At 67.5% G+C, this 17,043-nt stretch carries 15 protein-coding genes; 5 read left to right on the plus strand and 10 right to left on the minus strand.

The features are described from left to right. Window positions 1–2 precede the first annotated feature (2 nt). The 9 genes from L0984_RS05275 to L0984_RS05315 form a co-directional block, all read right to left on the minus strand. Complete coding sequence (locus tag L0984_RS05275; RefSeq protein ID WP_234192665.1) at window positions 3–1,256, minus strand: type II secretion system F family protein; 1,254 nt, start codon at window positions 1,254–1,256, stop codon at window positions 3–5. Continuing rightward, a complete protein-coding gene (locus L0984_RS05280) occupies window positions 1,253–2,917 on the minus strand; it encodes a GspE/PulE family protein (protein WP_234192666.1) in 1,665 nt (554 codons plus the stop codon). The genes L0984_RS05275 and L0984_RS05280 overlap by 4 nt, the downstream gene beginning before the upstream one ends. Window positions 2,918–2,932: 15 nt before the next feature. After that, window positions 2,933–3,547, minus strand: coding sequence for a tetratricopeptide repeat protein (locus L0984_RS05285; protein ID WP_234192667.1), 615 nt, complete (start codon window positions 3,545–3,547; stop codon window positions 2,933–2,935). Further along, window positions 3,544–7,113: a hypothetical protein gene (locus L0984_RS05290; protein ID WP_234192668.1), complete on the minus strand. Its 3,570-nt coding sequence runs from the start codon at window positions 7,111–7,113 to the stop codon at window positions 3,544–3,546. Before L0984_RS05290 ends, L0984_RS05285 begins: the two co-directional genes overlap by 4 nt. Window positions 7,114–7,757: 644 nt before the next feature. Continuing rightward, window positions 7,758–8,714: a phage terminase large subunit family protein gene (locus tag L0984_RS05295; protein ID WP_234192669.1), complete on the minus strand. Its 957-nt coding sequence runs from the start codon at window positions 8,712–8,714 to the stop codon at window positions 7,758–7,760. Between the two features lie 74 nt (window positions 8,715–8,788). Beyond that, window positions 8,789–9,394 (minus strand): hypothetical protein, encoded by a 606-nt coding sequence (locus tag L0984_RS05300; protein WP_234192670.1) that lies wholly within the window; start codon window positions 9,392–9,394, stop codon window positions 8,789–8,791. Continuing rightward, a complete protein-coding gene (locus L0984_RS05305) occupies window positions 9,391–10,173 on the minus strand; it encodes a hypothetical protein (RefSeq protein ID WP_234192671.1) in 783 nt (260 codons plus the stop codon). Before L0984_RS05305 ends, L0984_RS05300 begins: the two co-directional genes overlap by 4 nt. A 269-nt stretch (window positions 10,174–10,442) precedes the next feature. Further along, window positions 10,443–12,866, minus strand: coding sequence for a DUF5906 domain-containing protein (locus L0984_RS05310; protein WP_234192672.1), 2,424 nt, complete (start codon window positions 12,864–12,866; stop codon window positions 10,443–10,445). A 164-nt stretch (window positions 12,867–13,030) separates the two neighbouring features. Then, on the minus strand, window positions 13,031–13,567 hold the full coding sequence (locus L0984_RS05315; protein ID WP_234192673.1) for a phage regulatory CII family protein: 537 nt from the start codon (window positions 13,565–13,567) through the stop codon (window positions 13,031–13,033). 261 nt (window positions 13,568–13,828) lie between these two features. Here L0984_RS05315 and L0984_RS05320 point away from each other — a divergent pair, with 261 nt between their 5' ends. Next, on the plus strand, window positions 13,829–14,329 hold the full coding sequence (locus tag L0984_RS05320) for a hypothetical protein (protein WP_234192674.1): 501 nt from the start codon (window positions 13,829–13,831) through the stop codon (window positions 14,327–14,329). Between the two features lie 311 nt (window positions 14,330–14,640). Continuing rightward, window positions 14,641–14,847 (plus strand): hypothetical protein, encoded by a 207-nt coding sequence (locus tag L0984_RS05325; protein WP_234192675.1) that lies wholly within the window; start codon window positions 14,641–14,643, stop codon window positions 14,845–14,847. A 197-nt stretch (window positions 14,848–15,044) separates the two neighbouring features. Here L0984_RS05325 and L0984_RS29930 read toward each other — a convergent pair whose 3' ends face one another. Beyond that, entirely contained in the window at window positions 15,045–15,314 is a 270-nt protein-coding gene (locus L0984_RS29930) for a transcriptional regulator (RefSeq protein WP_370645890.1), read from the minus strand. Between L0984_RS29930 and L0984_RS05330 the strand changes: the two genes are divergently transcribed. The 3 genes from L0984_RS05330 to L0984_RS05340 all read left to right on the plus strand — a co-directional run bounded on the left by L0984_RS05330 (window position 15,313) and on the right by L0984_RS05340 (window position 17,029). Beyond that, a complete protein-coding gene (locus L0984_RS05330) occupies window positions 15,313–16,104 on the plus strand; it encodes a S24 family peptidase (protein ID WP_234192676.1) in 792 nt (263 codons plus the stop codon). The two genes, L0984_RS29930 and L0984_RS05330, sit on opposite strands and share 2 nt — an antisense overlap. Before the next feature lie 328 nt (window positions 16,105–16,432). Continuing rightward, a complete protein-coding gene (locus L0984_RS05335; RefSeq protein ID WP_234192677.1) occupies window positions 16,433–16,834 on the plus strand; it encodes a hypothetical protein in 402 nt (133 codons plus the stop codon). A gap of 21 nt (window positions 16,835–16,855) precedes the next feature. Further along, entirely contained in the window at window positions 16,856–17,029 is a 174-nt protein-coding gene (locus L0984_RS05340; protein ID WP_234192678.1) for a hypothetical protein, read from the plus strand. Window positions 17,030–17,043: the final 14 nt, after the last annotated feature.

A 17,043-nucleotide genomic window follows, 5' to 3' on the forward strand; every position in this document is an offset into this window, starting at 1 on the left:
CCTCATCGCCGCACCGCCATGGCCTGGCCGATCAGGTCGTACACCGGCAGCACCAGCGCCACCACGAACACCGCCATCAGGCCGCCAGCGATGAAGATCACCACCGGCTTCAGGATCTCGGACAGCGTCGAGACCACGCGTGTCAGGCGCGTCCGGTACTCGCCGGCCAGGTAGTGCAGCTGATCGTCGATGGTGCCGGAGTCCTCTCCCACCGCGATCACGCGCAGCATCAACGGCGGAAAGCCGCCGATGCGCCGCATGGCGGCAGAGACACTCTCGCCGCGCTCCACGTACATCCGCACGATCGTGAGCTTCTCGCGGTAGTACAGGTCACTCGTGATGCTCTGCATCACCGTCAGGCTGCGCACGATGTCGACGCCCGCGCGCAGCAACAGCGCGAAGTACTCGGCAAAGAAGGCCATGCCACTGGCCGACATCAGGCGCTTGCTCACCGGCAGCACATGCAGCAGCCGGTAGACCTGCAGCCTGAATCTGTAGCTCGTGTACCAGGCGAACATCACCGCGGCCACGGCGGCGACCAGGCCCAGCAGCACGGCCAGCCCGTGGGTCGACACCCATTCCGACGTGCCGATGACCGCGACCGTGAGCGCGGGCAGCTTGACGCTGAACTGCTTGAACAGCGAGGCCAGGTTGGGCACCACGTAGTAGAGCCAGAAGCCCGCCGCCCCGAAGATGGCCGTGAAGACGAAGGCCGGGTAGATGAGCGCCTGCTTGGAGTCGGCCTTCAGCGTGGTGAGGCGCTCGACGTGGTCGGCGGCCTCCTGCAGCATGCGGTCCATGGCGCCGGTGGCATCGCCCAGGCGGATCAGGTTGCGCACCGGCTCCGGGAACACGCTGGGCTGCCGGTCGAAGGCCTCGCCCAGCGTCGCCCCCGCGCGCAGGTCGGCCAGCATCTTGGCGGCGACGGCCGCACAGGCCGGCCCGACGGATTCGGCGTCGTCCGCCAGCGTGCGGACCGCATCGATGATCGGCACACCGGCCTTCGCCAGCACGGCCATGTCGCGCAGCAGGACGACGAGATCCTGGTCCTTGAGCTTGCGGCCGAACAGGGCGCCCGCCGAGCGGGCCGACTGGACGAGCAAGGCCGGGATCTGCCGCACCGACAGCACGGCGCCGTCCTCGTACTCCTGCTCCAGCACTTCCCGCACCGATTGCGGGTCGGCATGGTCGAAGGCGCGCGCGGCCGAACGAACGGCGCCGGTCGCGTCCACCACGCGATAGAAATACCAGGTCAAGGTCCTACCCCCAGGGAGCGCATGATTTCCTCGCTCGTCGTGATGCCATCGCCGACGCGGCGCTTCGCGCAGGCCTCGATGTCGCGGAAGCCATTGCGCTCGGCCGCCTTGCGCAGTTCGGCGCGCCGGGCGTCGCCGGCGATCAGGTCCGCCAGTTCGTGGTTGATCGACAGGATCTCGTAGACCGGCACCCGGCCATGGAAACCCGTGCCCCTGCAACGCGGGCAGCCCCTGCCGCGCATGCCCCGGGCGCCCGCGGGCCGGCCGAGCCACCGGCATTCGCGCTCGCTCAGTTCCACCGGCTCGGCGCAGGCCGTGCAGTTGCGCCGCACCAGGCGCTGGTTCACCACCAGCAGCAGGTTCTCCGCCACGATGGGCGCCTGGCCGCCCAGCAGCGCCAGGCGCGGGACCGCGCCGAAGACCGAGGTCACGTGCAGCGTGGACAGCACCAGGTGCCCGGTGGTCGCCGCGTCCAGCGCCGCGACCACGGTCTCCGAATCCCGCATCTCGCCGACCAGGATCACGTCGGGGTCGTGCCGCAGGAAGTGCCGCAGCGCCGACTGGAATTCGTAGCCGGCCTTGCGGTTGACCTCGGTCTGCCCGGCGCCGGGCACGCGGTATTCCACCGGGTCCTCCACCGTCAGCACGTTGCGCTCGATCAGGTTCTGCATGCGCAGCGCCGCATGCAAGGTGCTGCTCTTGCCCGAGCCCGTGGGGCCGGTGATCACCACCAGGCCCGCGGGCTTGCCCAGGCCTTCCTCCAGCAGCAGCGCGTCTTCCTCGTAGTAGCCCATCTCCCGCAGCCCCTTGAGGTCATGGCTCTCGGGCAGCAGCCGCATCACCATGCGCTCGCCCAGGTCGGTGATGATGGTCGACAGCCGGATCGAATAGGGCACGTCGAGGATTCGCGTGCGGAAGCTGCCGTCCTGCGGCTTGCGCTTTTCCGAGATGTCGATCTCTGCGATCAGCTTGATGTAGCTGCCAATGCGGGTGAGTTCCTGCGGCAGCGCGAAGGCCGGATGCAGCACCCCGTCCACCCGCAGCAGCACATGGATGCTGGCCGCCGCCGGCGCGATGTGGATGTCCGTCGCCCGTTCCTGCACGGCCAGGTGCAGCAGGTGCTGCACGAAGGCCGCCGGGCTGCGGTTGCCTTCCTGGTCGGCCAGCAGGTTGCGGATCTCGGCATTGACCAGGTCGGGCACGGTGTTCTGCGCAAAGAAGAAGCTGTGCCGGATCAGCGTGCGCACGCGCGAGAACTCGCCGAGCACGAAGCGGCTGCGCAGCCCGCAGCGCCGCAGCACCAGTTGCCCGACCTCGGTGGGATTGGCGTCGCCCAGCAGCACGACGAGGTGATCGCTCTCGCGTCGCAGCGGCAGGAACTCCCCTTTCTGGCACAGCTCGCCGTTGAAAAGCGCGAGCGTCTCGGCGCCCGGCCGTTCCACCTGGTCGAGGTCGACGAACTCGATGCCGAACAGTTCGCTCAGCAGCATGCACACCATCCGCTCGCGCACGAGGCCGCTGTCCACCAGTACCCGCCAGAGGGGCTTGGCCTCGACCCGCTGCTTCTGCTGGGCGTAGCTCGCCTCGGCGGGGGACAGCAGGTGGCGCTCCTGCAGCTGGCGCGCCATGAGGGCGCTCAGGCGCTCGACGGAATACTCCATGGGTCCACCGCAGCCTCAGCCGCCGGACGCAGGGCGGCTGACCACCAGCGCCCTGCCCTCCAGCTCGGCCAGCAGGGCATCGAGCTCGATGGCGTCCGGATGGATCAGCTTGAGCTTGCGCAGCCGGGTGGTGGCCTCCTTGATGCGGCCGTCCTGGGCGTCCACGAGCGCGAGGTTCATGTTCGCGTTCAGGTCGTCCGGCAGCTTGGCCATGACCTGGCCGAGCAGCCGCCGGGCCATCTCGCGGTTGCCGCGCATCTGTTCGACCCAGGCCGCCCGCCGGACCATCGCCACGCTGTCCTGCGGCAGCAGCGACCGGAGCCTGTCGACGGCCTGCGCGGCAGCGTCGACATCGCCCTTGCGCTGGGCCTCGGAGAACGCCTCGATCTGGCGGGAGGTCTCGGCCTCGCGGGCGGCCAGCTCCTCCTTCTCGCGCGCGGCCCGCGTGGGCGGGGACTTGCGCGGCGGGGTGGGCGGCTTTTTGGCGTCCGCCGGTCGCTGCACCTCGACCGGCGTGGGCGCCGGCGGCTCGGCCGCCTTGGCAAGACCCGCGAGCACGACGGTGGCCCCCGCCACCGCAGTGAAGCACCAACGCGTCGTCGAAGGAATGCGGAAAGTGTGGGAAGTCATAGCAGGTTCGCCTTCAGCAGAATCACCAACTCGCGGCTGGTCTGGCCGTTGGAATTCGTGTCCAGCGCCCCGCCCAGGCCCGGCACGTCGCTCAGCCCGGGCACGCCCGTGTTGTTGACGTTGGACGACTGGTCGGCCAGGCCGCCCAGCACGATCAGGTCGCCGCTACGCACGGACAGGGTGGTCGCCACGCTCTTCGAGTCGATGATCGGCAGCGTGACGGAGTTGCCGCCGCCGAGCGCCACCAAGTTCAGCGAGCCCGAGCGCACGATCGACTGCAAGGGATGCACGAACAGCTCGATCGAGCCGTCCTCGCGGATCGCCGGCGTCATGCCGACCATCAGGCCCGAGAAGAGGGAATTGGTCTCGGTGCTGTAGACCGTCTGGACCACGCCCTGGACGATGTTGCTGGTGGCGGTCACCTTGGACACGTAGCGGTAGGTGGTGCCGACGCTCACGAAGGCGGGCTCCCCGCTGCGCGCACGCAGCGTGGGGTTGGAGACCAGCTTCACATTGCCGAAGGTGCGCAAGGCATTGACCACCGCCGACACGCGGCTGCCTCCCGACGCACCCCCGAAGTTGGCCGTCGCGCTGCCGCCTGTCCAGGTGCCGTTGTAGGTGCCGTCCGATGTCGTCCAGTTGGTCGTGCTGCTGTCCCACGTGCCGGCGCCGCCGTCGACGGTGTTGTTGGCTGTGGTGTTGGGGCCGTCCCAGTAGGTCAGCGGGACGCCAGTCACCACCAGGTTCACCTGGCCGGCCGTGGCCGTGCTGACGACGGCCGTGTAGCCCGCCGGCACCACGACCGACGAGAAGCTGCCCGTGGCCGTGCCCGAGCAGTTGAACAGCCGGTAGGTGCCCGGGCCGAAGGTGCCGCCGCTGGAGGTCGTCACCGTCAGCGTGCCCGCCAGCGTCAGGCTGCCCAGGCCGGCGGACAGGCTGTCGCTGGAGACGGTGCCCAGGGCCCGCGCGCGCTCGATGCCACCCGTGAGCGACCAGTGCTCGCCCAGCTTGATGGTGTTGCGCACGCCGTTGGCGATCTGCGCGGTGCGGGTGCTGTCCGCATCGGCCAGGCGGTACTCGTTGTAGACGCGGCCGCCTTCCATGTAGGCGCTTTCGATGCCCAGGATGCCGACGTTGCGGCTGGTGCTGGTGCTCGTGTCCTCGTAGAGGGTGGAGCTGAGTTCGTAGCGGCCGTAGACGCGGGTCTTGTCGGTGATGGCGTAGTTGCCGCCGACCGCCGCCATGTGCTTGCTGCTGTCGTTGGTGGCCTGCTCGCCCTCGACGAAGACCTGGGCCTGGGGCAGGCCCGGCACGGTGGCCGTGAGGCGCGCGCGCACCGTGGTCATGTCGTTCTGGCTGGTGGCCAGCGCGCTGCTGGCGGCGGTGCTGGCCAGGCTGCCCAGGCTGGTGACCGAGCTGGCACCGCTGGTGTTGCCGAAGCTGGAGACCTGGTCATAGCTGAACATCGACGCACTGCTGCTGGAGGTGGCGCCATGGCGCAGCCCCACTTCGCCGGCGAAGTAGTTGTTGAAGCGCTTGAGCAGCGAAATGGCCTCGCCGCGCGCCGCCTCGGTCTCGGTGGCGCTCTTGCTGTAGATGGCCTCGGCCCGCGCCGCCAGGGTGGGGCTGATGCGGTACTCGGCCCGGGCGCTCGCCTCGGTGTTGCCGGCGGTGAAGCCCGCCGCCGGGTTGTCGAAGCCGGTGGAGGCACGCGCGGCCTGCACCGAGATGCCCAGGTTCTCGGTCTGATGGCGCACCTCGATGCGGCTGGCCAAGCCCGCGCCCTTGTCGTCGCTGTGGGTGCGCACGGCCTCGGTGGCCATGCTGGTGTCGTCGCCGAGGCGCGCCAGGCCAGTGAGTGCGGTCATGCGCCGTGGGTTCTTGGGATCGTCGTCGATGTGGGCCACCACGCCGGCCTGCACCCGCTCGCCCACCTTGAACTGCGCGTCCACGCCCGCCACGGTGTACTTGGGACCGCCGGCGTCGACTTCATAGGTCACGCGGATGGACTGCGGATTGAGGCTGCTGTCCACCGCCGAGACCGGGCTCACGAACATCAGCCGGCGCGTGGTGGGCTCCAGGGTGTAGTCCACGTAGCGGGTGAGCGACGTGGTCTTGACGATCACGCTGGCCTGGTTGCGGTCGCGCGAGACGATTTCCACCGTTTCGCTGTTCTCGACCATGTCACCCAGGTTTCCCGCGAGGTAGTACGGGCCGGAGATGCCCTTGCCCGCGAACTCCTCGATCTGCTGGGTCTGCGAGGTGCGCGAGCCGTAGGCGGTGATGCGCATGCCGTTGTCGTCGTACACGCCCTTCATGCCAGTGAGCGTGCGACTGGTCTGGCTGAGCTTGCGCACCTCGGTGCTGCTGCTGGTCTGGAAGTCGCCATACAGCAGGTACGAGCGGTTCTTGTCGATGCGCACGTACAGCTTCTGCGAGCTCTGGGCGTCGTAGCCGCGCTCGGAGCTGTCGCCATAGACGGGGTAGAACTCTTCGGGGCGGATGTCGCGGAACAGACGGTCCTTGCTGGACTTGCCCGTGTCGAGGGCCGCGGTGAGCAGGTAGTCGCCCTTGATGGCGCCCTTGAGGAAGAAGGCGGCACGCCCGCCCGCACGGGCATTGCCGGTGTCGCCGTTGCTGCCGAGCGAGCTGAGCTCCTGCTCGAAGGCGGCGCCGGCGGGCAACTGGTCGACACCGAGCTTGCCGCGTTTGGTGAGGTCGAGCGTGCCCTCGACCACGCCCACGGCGATCATCGGGCGCAGGTCGGGCAGCAGCGTCAGACGCGCTTCCTGCACGATGGCGTTGACCGTGGCGCGCACGCGCAGGTCGCCCGGGGTGCCCGGCGGGATGAGGTGGAAGACGGCCTTGCCGCCCTCGATGAAAGCCTGCAGGCCCGGTTCGGTGGGGTTGAGGTCGTCCTCCTGCCAGCGGCCGGCGTCGCTCTCCAGGGTGATCTGGCTGCGGGCGGTGACGGGCACGCCGGCCGCGTCGGTCAGGAGCACTTCGACCGGCACGGGCGTGCGCAGGTCGGCGCGGGCGTCCTTGGGCAGCACGATGCGCACCAGGCCGAGCTTGTCGGGGGCGACGACGGAGATCTCCACGGGCTGCTCGCGCGGGATGCCGACGTCGTCGAGCACCTGCAGGCGCAGCTGGTTGCTGCCCGGCTTGAGCTGCACGCCGATGTATTCCCACGCGGTGGTGTTGGTGGAGGCGAGCGTGGCCTTCTTGCCGACACGGCGGCCGTCGAGCACGTCGCCGTTGACGGCAAGCTGCAGTTGGGCGCCCATCGGGCCTTTGACGCGCACGTTGACGACCTGGCCGGGCATGGTGTCCTTGTCGCGCAGGTCGATGAAGCCGGTGCCGCGCGGCAGGTCGGGCAGGAGCTTTTCGAGATCGACGGTGCTGGGGGCCACGGGTTGCGGCACGAGGCCAGCGGTGGGGCCACCGTCGGCACTGGCGGGCTGCTTGGCGGTGCCGGCCACGGGGACCTGGCCGGCTGCACCGGGGCTCATGCCCTTGGCTGCCTGCTGGGCGGCACTGAGGGTGACTGCCGACCAGGTCGTCATCCTTCGCTACAGGGTGAGCGTCGGCGTGGGCGCCCGCATCTCGGGCGACGCCACCAACCGTGCGCAGGCTTCCAGCAAGGGCTACACCTCCAACGAAGCCAGCCAGACCGTGCGTGTCAACGGCGGCGTGTTCTCTGACGAGGCCTTCGCCTTCGGCAAGGTCTACATGGACTGCAAGCGCGACCGCCAGCAAGAGGGCGAGGACGAGCCCGGTGTGCCTGGCGTACGCCTGTGGCTGGAGGACGGCACCAACGTCATGACCGACGGCGAGGGCCGCTGGAGCCTGTATGGCCTCAAGCCCGTCACCCATGTGCTGCGCCTGGACGAAACCACGCTGCCCGCAGGCGCCAGGGTGGCCATCCAGGACAACCGCAACGCCGGCACGCCGTCCAGCCGCTTCCTGGACCTCAAGAAGGGCGAGTTCCAGAAGGGCAACTTCCCGCTCGAAGGCTGCGACAACGCCGCCACCAAGGAGGATGTCGAGGCCCGCCGCAAGGCCGCGGCCAAGAGCCTCGATGCCGAACTGGCCGCGGCGTTGCGCACCCGGCTGGACCCCAAGGGCACCGTGGTGACCACGTCCGACAACCGCGGCATGCCGGCGTCGGGCCAGATCAACGGCAGCGGCGGCAATGGCGCCGGAAGCCTCACGACCAATTCCGGCCCGCTGATCGCGATGCCGTCCGGCGCCACCAACAGCGGCAGCGGCGCCGCTGGGGGCAGCAGCTTCCTCGACGGAGCAGGCTCCGTGGGCAGCACGAGCACCCGCGAATCTTGGATTCAGGGTTCTCTGCCACCCAGCTGCCGGCGGCGATCATGGCCGTCTTGTGGTGCTCTTCGATGTGCGCACCGCAGTCGCGGCAGACGTACCAGACCTGGCGGCCGTCGGGTGACCAATGCAGGCCGCCCCACTCCAGCGGCTGCGCATGGCCGCAGTGCGGGCACGGCACGTAGTACCGGCGCTGGTCGCTCTTGTTCCAAAGCTGCTCGATGCGGCTCAGGCCCTTGATCTGGGGCGTGCTGATGTAGAGCCGTTGCTGCGTGGTGGGGAACGCGCTGGTGCGGCCGTTGAGCATTTCCACCGGGTCGTCGCCGCCGATGAGCGCGGCGGAGAATTCGTCCAGCTCATCCACGATGAGCTTTCGCACCGTGGTGGACTTCAACCGCTGGGTGCTGCCCGCATGCTCGATCCACAGCTGGCCGCCCTCGAAGTCCTTGAAGGTCTTCGTGTTCGTCGCATCGCGCGAGGCCACGCTGGTCAGCGCGCGCTTCATGGCCGGCGTCTCATCGATCGCCGGGTTGAGCTTCTGGCCAACCCACTTGCCCATCGAGACTTCGCCGGGCAGGCAGACCATGATGGGGCACGGATCATGGTCCATCGAGTAGCCGAGCGCGTTGATGGCCACCTCGGTCTTGCCGAACTGAATGGGGAACATCAACACCGTTTGCTGCACGGTGCTGCGCGCGCTGAGGCAGTCCATGGGCTCGCGCAGCGGTGGGTTCCGGTCCGTGCGCCACTGGCCCACGATGGCGCTCCCCTTGCTGGACGTGCGCCGCTCAGCGTCTGCCCACTGGCTCACGGTCATGGGCTTGCGCGGCGCCATGGCCCGCTGCATGGCGCGCAGCCCACGGCCCGGGCTTGCGAAGTGCACCACGTCGATGCTCGGTGGGTTGGTGGTCAAGCGCAGCCCTCCGCTTCGGCTGCCATCTCGCCCAGCTGCGCGGCCAGCTCGCGCAGCAGCTGCTCGACCTGATCGGCGATGGTGGCCCGGATGCTGGCTTCGTCCCGGCCAAACAGCTGCGGGGGCAGCGTGGTGGCCCAGGTTTCCAGGCTGCTGCGCACCAACGCGCCGGCCTTGGCGAAGGCGGCGATGTGCTCGGCGACCTCGATCAGCTCGCGCGCTTCCTTGCGGTGTGCGGTCAGTTCGCGCTCGGCGGCGAAGTGCTCGCGCTTGGCCTTGCTGGCCTGATAGTCGTAGCGACCGACGGGGCCCGCGGGCATGTCGTCTTCGTCCGCGTCCGCATCGGAGTCCGGGGGCTCGTCCTGCAGGGCAGAGGCGGCGCCGCGCTGCTCGGCATGCCGCTGCACCACGCCCGCCTTGCTCGGGTCGGCCGTGGCCTTCACGCGCGCGATGCTATCGGCGACCTTCACGCGCTTGCCGTCGTCGGTCAGCACCAGACGGCCGTCCGCCTTGAGCTGGTGGCCGTAGTTGGGCTTGAACCCCATCAGCGTGGCGAACTCGCGCACGGTGAGGGTCTCGGGCAGGTCCTGGGCCATCGTCACACCCCGGCCGCCTGGCGGATGCGGTAGCGCATGCGACGGGCCAGGTACTCGCCGGCCAGGGCCTGCGCAGAAATGCGCTCCATGTCGAGGCGGGGCTGATAGGTGCCGATGCGCACGAACAGCAGCACGGGCCGCACGTCCACGTCGTCGGTGCCGCTCGCGGCCCAGATGCCAGGGGCAAAGTGACCGGTCCTGCCGCCGCGCAGCTTGCCGTAGGCCACGAAGTAGCGGCGGCCGGCCTGCTTCGCCGTGCCGCGCTGCAGGGCCTTCTTGCGCTTGGCCGTCATGTTGGCCCGGTAGCCTTGCTCACCGAAGGCCTGCAGGTAGCTCAGCAGCTGCACGAGGAAGGGCCCGCGCAGGTTGCCGCGGCCGTCGTCGCTGCCCGGGTAGGGCGTGGCGGGGATCGCCGTCTGGTACCCGTTGGGCAGCACGCCGATGCGGCGCAGAGCCACCTCGCTGCGCTTGTCGCGACGCCTGCCCCCGTACCCCTGGGCGCGGAGGATCTGCTGCGGGTCGATGCCCTTGCCGCCCATGTACGTCGGCCAGACGGTGGCCGTGAGGCGCTCGGGCGTGGCCCGCGGGTTCACCTGCACGCTGTTGAGCACGTAGGCCGTGGGGCGATCGAACACGCGGGCCATCTCGGCTTTCATCCCTCTCTGCACCTGAAAGGCCGCGTCATCGATGGCCTTCGCCAAGGCGCCGCGCAGCTGCCCATTGCTGAGCCGCTGCATGAGGCCCTGCACCTTCTCCAGCCCCTTGAATTCCATTCCGATCTGCATCTCTCTTCTCCGTGTGCGGTATGTGCTGTGTCCTGTGCGGGATGACAGTTCAGCTAACTCTTTGATTTAGAAAGGGTGTGCGGTATGTGCGGGGTGTGCGGCATGCAGGCGCACACACACGCCCGCGCCTGCACGCAGGCACACGCACCCGCACACCCACGGGAAACTGGGTTTGATGCCGCACATACCGCACAGCGTTGATCCGCAACGGTTTTTCACCGCACGGGATACCGCACGCCATACCGCACATACCGCACAGACCGGACGCATCACGCCGCCCCCCTGAAGTCCTTCAGCGCACGGCGGAAGAGATCCAGCCGCTCGCCGAGCCAGTCGGATTCATTCCTGCCGGGGCCGCATTCGTGCCCACCAGGCAGGAAGGTGATGGCCGCGGGGCCCTTGCTGCCGACCTCGGTGGCGTAGCGCTTTCGGACGGTGGTCGCCCTGTGCTTGCGCATGAGCGCGTTCGCGAAGCGCGGCTGATTGAGCGCGCGCAGGCCGACGCGGGCGCACCAGGCGCCATACAGCGCGAACAGGTCCGTGCTGAGCATGGGGCTGAGCAGCTTGGGCGAGTCGCGCGCGGGGAAGCCCTCGATGTCGCCCCCCTCGAAGGCGCGCATGAATTGGCTGGGGCTGTCCTGGCTCAGCCCGATCAGCTCCCGCTTGGCGTCCGTCATGGGCGGCAGGGTGCCGGGCCCGAAGGTGTCGAGGTTCAGGTGCAGCAGGTGGTGGTGCAGCGCCTCAACGCCGCCGTCGGCGATCTCCTTGAGCACATGGCCATAGAACTCCGGCGTGAGCTTCTCGGGCGTCCAGATGACGGCATGCCGGCGGTCGTCGTCCTCCAGCACCACCGGCATGGCCTCGTTCGAGAGGAAGACCATGTTGACGTGGTTGCGCTCGTCGTAGGCCGCCATGTTCTTGGGGTTGATGCGGATCCACTCCCCCGTGATGAACGCCTTCAGCTTGTTCTTGACGTGGTAGAGGTCGCTGCGGGCGACCACCTCGTCGGCGATCAGGAACAGCTTGCGACTGGCCCAGTCGTTGAACTTGTCTTCGATGGCTGACTGGTCGATCACCCGGCCATAGCGGCCGTAGATTTCCATGATGGCCTCGAAGAACATGTTCTTGCCGGTGCCCTGTGGGCCGTGGATCACCAGCGTGGTCTTCATCTTGGCGCCCGGGTGCTGGATCGGATAGGCCAGCCAGCAGATGACCCAGTCATACAGCTCCTCGGGCCGGCTGTCGCCCGCGCACATGTGCCGCAGCAGCTCCAGCAGGTAGTCGCACGAGCCCGCGCGCGGGCGCGTGGGCCAGCCTGACCACAGGTTGCAGCGCACCGCCTTGTCGGTACCAGCAGGATCAAAGCCCACCTCCGACACGCGCACGATCGCTTTCTCCGGGTGCTCGCGCCAGGCCTTGTGCAGCTCGCTGGTGAGGCAGGCATCGGACATGTCCTTGAGGCCCACCAGGGCGTGCTCCTGATGGTCGAACACCATGCCGCCCTGCCCGTACACGAGGGCGAAGCGCTCCAGCAGTTCATCGAGCGTGTCGATGGGCTTCAGGGGCGCCAGTTCTTCGGGTGCGTCGGCTTCCCCCGCCCCCTTGCTGGGCTGCGGCGGCGCCGCGTCGGTGGCACGCCAGCCCAACGCCGACAGGCGGGCCTCCACCTGGGCCCGCACGACGTGCAGCCCCTCGGCCAGATGCAGGTCGTTGAAGTCGTTCAGCTTGCGGCCGTGCTGGAGCCAGCCCTGCTTGCGCGCCTCGGGGTCGGCCCAGGTCGGGGCCATCCATGCGCCGCCGACGGCGATGCTGGCCAGGCTCGCCGCGCTGATGCCGGCATTGGCGGCCTGATGCTTCTCGCCGCAGCTGGGGCAGGTGTCGCCGTCGGACGGCCACACGCGGGCCTTGCACGCACGGCACTTCTGCGTGTCATCGTCATCGGCGCACACCAGGATGCGCGCGAGCTTGTAGCGCTTGCGCAGCGCTGCCACCACATGCGGAATGTTGCCCGCGTCGAAGGCGGCGGCTACGGGCAGCCCCGTGGCCTCGTGCAGGCTGGCCGCGGTGGCGTAGCCCTCGCCGACCAGCACCAGCCGATTGACCATGCCCATCAGGTGGAAGTGGCCCTTCGTGATGATGCCCTGGGGCCAATACTCCTTCTCCAGCTTGCGACCGCCGGCCTGTGCCTGCTTGCCGCGGATGATCTGCAGGCCGTGGATCCGGCCGCCGGTGTCCAGCAGCGGGATGACCATCGCGCCCTGCGGCGAGAAGCGAACGCCGTGCGCAGCCACGCCCTTGCGCTTGAGGTAGTCGCTGTCGCCCTGCTCCGTGCACTGCTGCCATGCCTTGCGTGCGCGCTCGGCCGCGCGCTCGGCCTCGGCCTTGCGCAGCAGCTCGGCGCGGCGACGGTCCTCCTGCAGCCGGGCCCGCAGACTGGCGGCCTGCTCGCGGCTCAGCGCGGTCTTGCGCAGCTCGACTTTCTGCGCGTTGTTCTCGTTGCCGCGCCAGACGCCGAAGCTGCCGACCAGCACGTCCTCGCCGGAGTCCAGGCGCAGCTCGTGCAGGCAGTACCAGCCCCGCTTCTCGCGCTCGCCCTCGACCTTGCACCGCCGCATGCGGCCGACGTCCAGCGCGTCGACCAGCAGGCCGGCGGCGCGAAGCTGGCCGAGGACGTCTTCGTAGTTGGAGGCCATCCGTCAGTAACTTCCCGCCCTGCTACCTACACACCCGAAGGGGCTCGAATTACCCTGATGGGGGTCGCCAGGGAGGACCCGAAAGCCTGGCCGCGACCGCGTCGCGCCGCAGCCTGCATCGAGCGCGCGGCGTGTGCCGCCCCTCGACCAGGGGGGTGTGGGGTTCATCGGGGCACCTCCGGGGCGGTTCGCAGGCGCGCGCGCAGCATCGCAAGGGCATGGCCGATGGCGCCGATGGCTTCCTGCGCATGGTGCTGGGCACGGCGCAGCTGGTTGGGCGACACGCCGGAGGGGCCGCCGTCCAGGCCGTCGACCACGGAGCGCACGAACTCGGCGAATTCGCTCTGGGCTTGGCTCATTGCCCGCAGGGGCTCGCCGCCGGATTGGTCCGGTGTCATGCGGGTGCAGGTGTAGCCGAGCGCATCGGCCATCGCATGCAGCACTGCGGCGTTGCCGCTCATCGCCTGCATGGCCACCGCCTCATGCAGGCTGAGGTGATGGGTCGTGTTCTGCTGGTTGACCTTGGCCGTCAGCGTGTTGGCGTTGACGCCCATGCGCAGAGCCAGCGCGCGGATGCCGCCCGGGTAGCCATGCGCCACGGCATACGCGGCATCGGCCACGTCCTGGCCGGGTTCCCTGTCGGGTGCGAACTCCACGGCGCCATAGCGCGCGGCATCGTGAATTGAGACAGTGCTGTTCATGCAAACAAGGTGGTCAGGCGATGAAGAAGACGGCGATGCGGCGCACCTGCGCCCGCTGCCCGCAGGGGCGTGCAAGAGTGCGGAGGGGCACGAGCTGGTGCTGGTATGCGTGGACCTTCAAGGGCGGCCCGTCACTCAGGGGGGCGTAGGGCGGCGGCACCCAGGCACGAGATATCTCGTCCATGCAGCCGGAGGCGCCTGCACCCCCAAGGGGCAGAATGGAAGCTCCACAGCAACCACCCCCTGGAGGGGCAGGCAAACATGGTCGACATCGGCGCACTCGCCTCAAGCCTCACCGGCACGCTCACCATCGCCAAGGCCATCGCCAGCGAGCGCGATGCGATCAAGCTCGCAGAGCTGCGCACGCAGCTCGGTGAAAAGATCATCGAGAGTCAGGGCAAGCTGCTGGAGGCACAGAGCTCGATCCAGGACCAGCTGGCCACGATCAGCCTCCTTCGCAAAGAGATTGATCAGCTTCGAGCAGAACGTAATGAGCGACAGCGTTACGACTTGGCCGCGGTGGGCGAGTTCGGGAACTTCTTTGCTTACAAGCTGCGTCCTGCGAGCGAGTTGGTTGATCGCGCGACCGAGCCCCAACATTTCCTCTGTCAGCCCTGTTTTGACGGCGGCCGAAAAAGCGTTCTCTTGCTCAACAGCCACTCGTACTGCTCGATCTGCAAACAGACCGTCCAGATCAAACGCAGCCCGCCCGCACCGCCCAACAGGTCCCGCGTGGCGAGAGGAATATCCCGGGACTGGTGAGGTAGCACTGCCCCCAGCGTCGACTGGGCGCGCCATGTCTTCGGCGCGATCGCGCAGCAACTGCATGTGGCGCTCGTGTACCGCCCCCTGGTTGCTCGTGGGCTCGACACTGATCGTCACTCGCGTTCTGATCTTCGCGACCGGCGCGCGCGACTCTCCCAGCGCTACGGCCTCCCGCTGCCTGCGGGACATCACGCGGCGGGGCTGGAGGCGGTCAGCCATGAGAGATCTCCTTCACGCAGCGGAAGGCGCCTGCACCCCCCAGGGGCAGAATGGAAGCTCTACAACAACCATCCCCTGGAGGGGCAGCCATGAACAAGTTCAAGAACGACGACGCAACCGTCAATGCCATCGTCAGTTCGGTTGGCGCCCTCGCGATGGTGCTCACGCGCCGTATGACTCCCGAACAGCGGGCAGAGACTGCAATGGAGATTGCCGAGCTGGCTCGCGATGCCGAGAAGCGCGGCGACACGTTGCTGGAAACGATGCTCATCGACATGCACCGCGCTATTCGCTGACGACGAATCGACGGTTGGCGTTCCAGCGCCGGAACTGCCATTCGACCGTTCCCGGAAACCCCGACAAGAGGCCTGGCAGCACCCTGCGGTACCAGGGCCCAGCAGTAATAGGTGCTGGCTGCGCCGTGCGCCAAGCCTCGAAGCGCTGGAGCAAGTCCGCGTCCAGGACAGGGCGGGACATCACGCGGGGGCGGCGGTCAGCCATGGACCACCTCACGGCCTACTGTGCCAAGGTGCGCCGCCTGCATGCGCAGGACATCCCAGGCAACGTCGGGCCGGAGGTCCTCGCACCTAACGACGCCGCCAGTGGCGCGCTCAATGGCTGGGCACCGCTCAGCTGGTACGCGCCGCCGTTTGTCGGGGTCAGTAGAGGCCCACGCGCTCAACAGCGGCGCGGGCACTCCAATGGCCTTCGCGAGGCGGGCTTGGGCGCCACGCTCGGAGGCAAAGTACTGAGTGAGATCCATGACCCAATTGTTTAGCGCACCGCTAACGAAAGTCAATAGCGCACCGCATATCGACGAAGTTAGCAACGTGCTAAATCATTGGCGCATGAAGACTGTGGAGACAATCCGCCGGGAGCGGCTGCTCGAGCTTGTGCGGGAGCACAGGACCGCAGCGGGCTTGTCCAAGCTCATCAACAAGGCACCCGCGCAGATCAGCCAGTGGGTCAATCAGTCAGTGGATTCAAAATCGGGCAAGCCGCGCGCCATGAGCGGCGCCATTGCTAGGGAGATCGAAGCGGCCTTGGGTAAGCCCACAGGGTGGATGGACAATCCGGACGACGACTTGGAGTCCAGCTCCGCGAGCACCCCCTTCCTTCCCGGGTTTCAAAAGCTGGCCGTGCCGCTCTTGGCCAACAGCGGCAGCATGGGTCCCGGCGATGAAGACATGGGTGAGGAAGTGATGACCGGCGCCCTCCCCGTCTCGCCGGAGTGGGCACAGCGCACGCTGAAGCCCACAGGCCTGCAGAACCTGCGCTTCATCCATGGCTACGGCGATTCGATGAAAGGCACTTTCGAAGATGGCGACCTCCTGCTGGTGGACATAGGGGTGCAGGAGCCGAAAATTGATGGCGTCTACGTGCTCGAAGCAAACGAACGGGTCTACATCAAGCGGGTCCGTCAGCGCATGGACGGCGTCTACGAGATCAGTAGCGACAACCCCAAGGTGCGTACCGTGGATGTGCTGGACGGCTCCATCGAGGTCAAGTGCCGCGGGCGGGTGCTGTGGGCCTGGAACGGCGTGAAGCTCTGATCGAGGCGTCTCATGCTGGGGCGCAGGAAGCGTTTGGGGCTCGATGGAGTTCATCGGCCGTGCGCGTGCCGAGCAGTTCGAACTTGATCTCTGACGCATCGGGTGCGCAAGTTTGTTCGCTACCCTCCCCCAAACTATGTAGGTACAACCACGCGGAACAAATGATGCGCAATCGATACACTTCGACACGATGCCAGCGAAGCTTGTTTTCCGAGTCTTTGACCCTCACACCGTAGCTGCAACCCGAACTGCGTGGTTGGCTGACGCCGATGCAGGCCTTGCGTTTCGTCCTGAAGTGTCTCGCTTACTAGACTGGGCGGGGACACATATGACGTATGTCGAAGGCGAGGGCATGGCATACGGGATCTTCGACGAAGCCAAGGATCCCGCAGTTGCCCTCGGCTTCTGTGAAGTAGCTATCACTCGAAAGTCAGCAAGGTCGAAGTGGGTGAAGATGTTGCGGCTACACTTGCGCCCTAGTGCTGATGCGCAACTGGTCTCTGGTGACTCTGGTGTCGCGATGGATGTGTTCACGGAATCGATCCTAGGTTCTATCCGCTTGCAAATGGCACACTCAGCATCCACATTGAAGGTGTACGGTCGCACCAACGAACAGCTGGGATTTCTTCAAGTCCTGGTGAAGCACCTACATACCCAAGCTTCCGAAGACGCTAAAAAGCAGTTCAAGGCCTCGATCGAAGGTCGGTTTCTGTCCATTGTCGTTAAGTAATCACGCCCCCTGGAGAGCCCTATGAGCAACCTCGTTCAACTACACCCGCTGGGAAGGGATGCTGCACTAGAGCACCTGCAGCAGATCGTCCCCGCAGCAGTGGCCGCAACCGTGCATGAGGTCGGAGTTCGAGGCTTACAGGCATTTTTCGATGGCTACAAGCACTCCGTCGACGAGAGCAAGAAAGCCGCGTAACCTTGGGCTCCCGC

The sequence above is a fragment of the Pseudacidovorax sp. NFM-22 genome (genome assembly GCF_021401245.1).
In the GTDB taxonomy this organism is placed as follows: Bacteria; Pseudomonadota; Gammaproteobacteria; order Burkholderiales; family Burkholderiaceae_C; genus Xenophilus.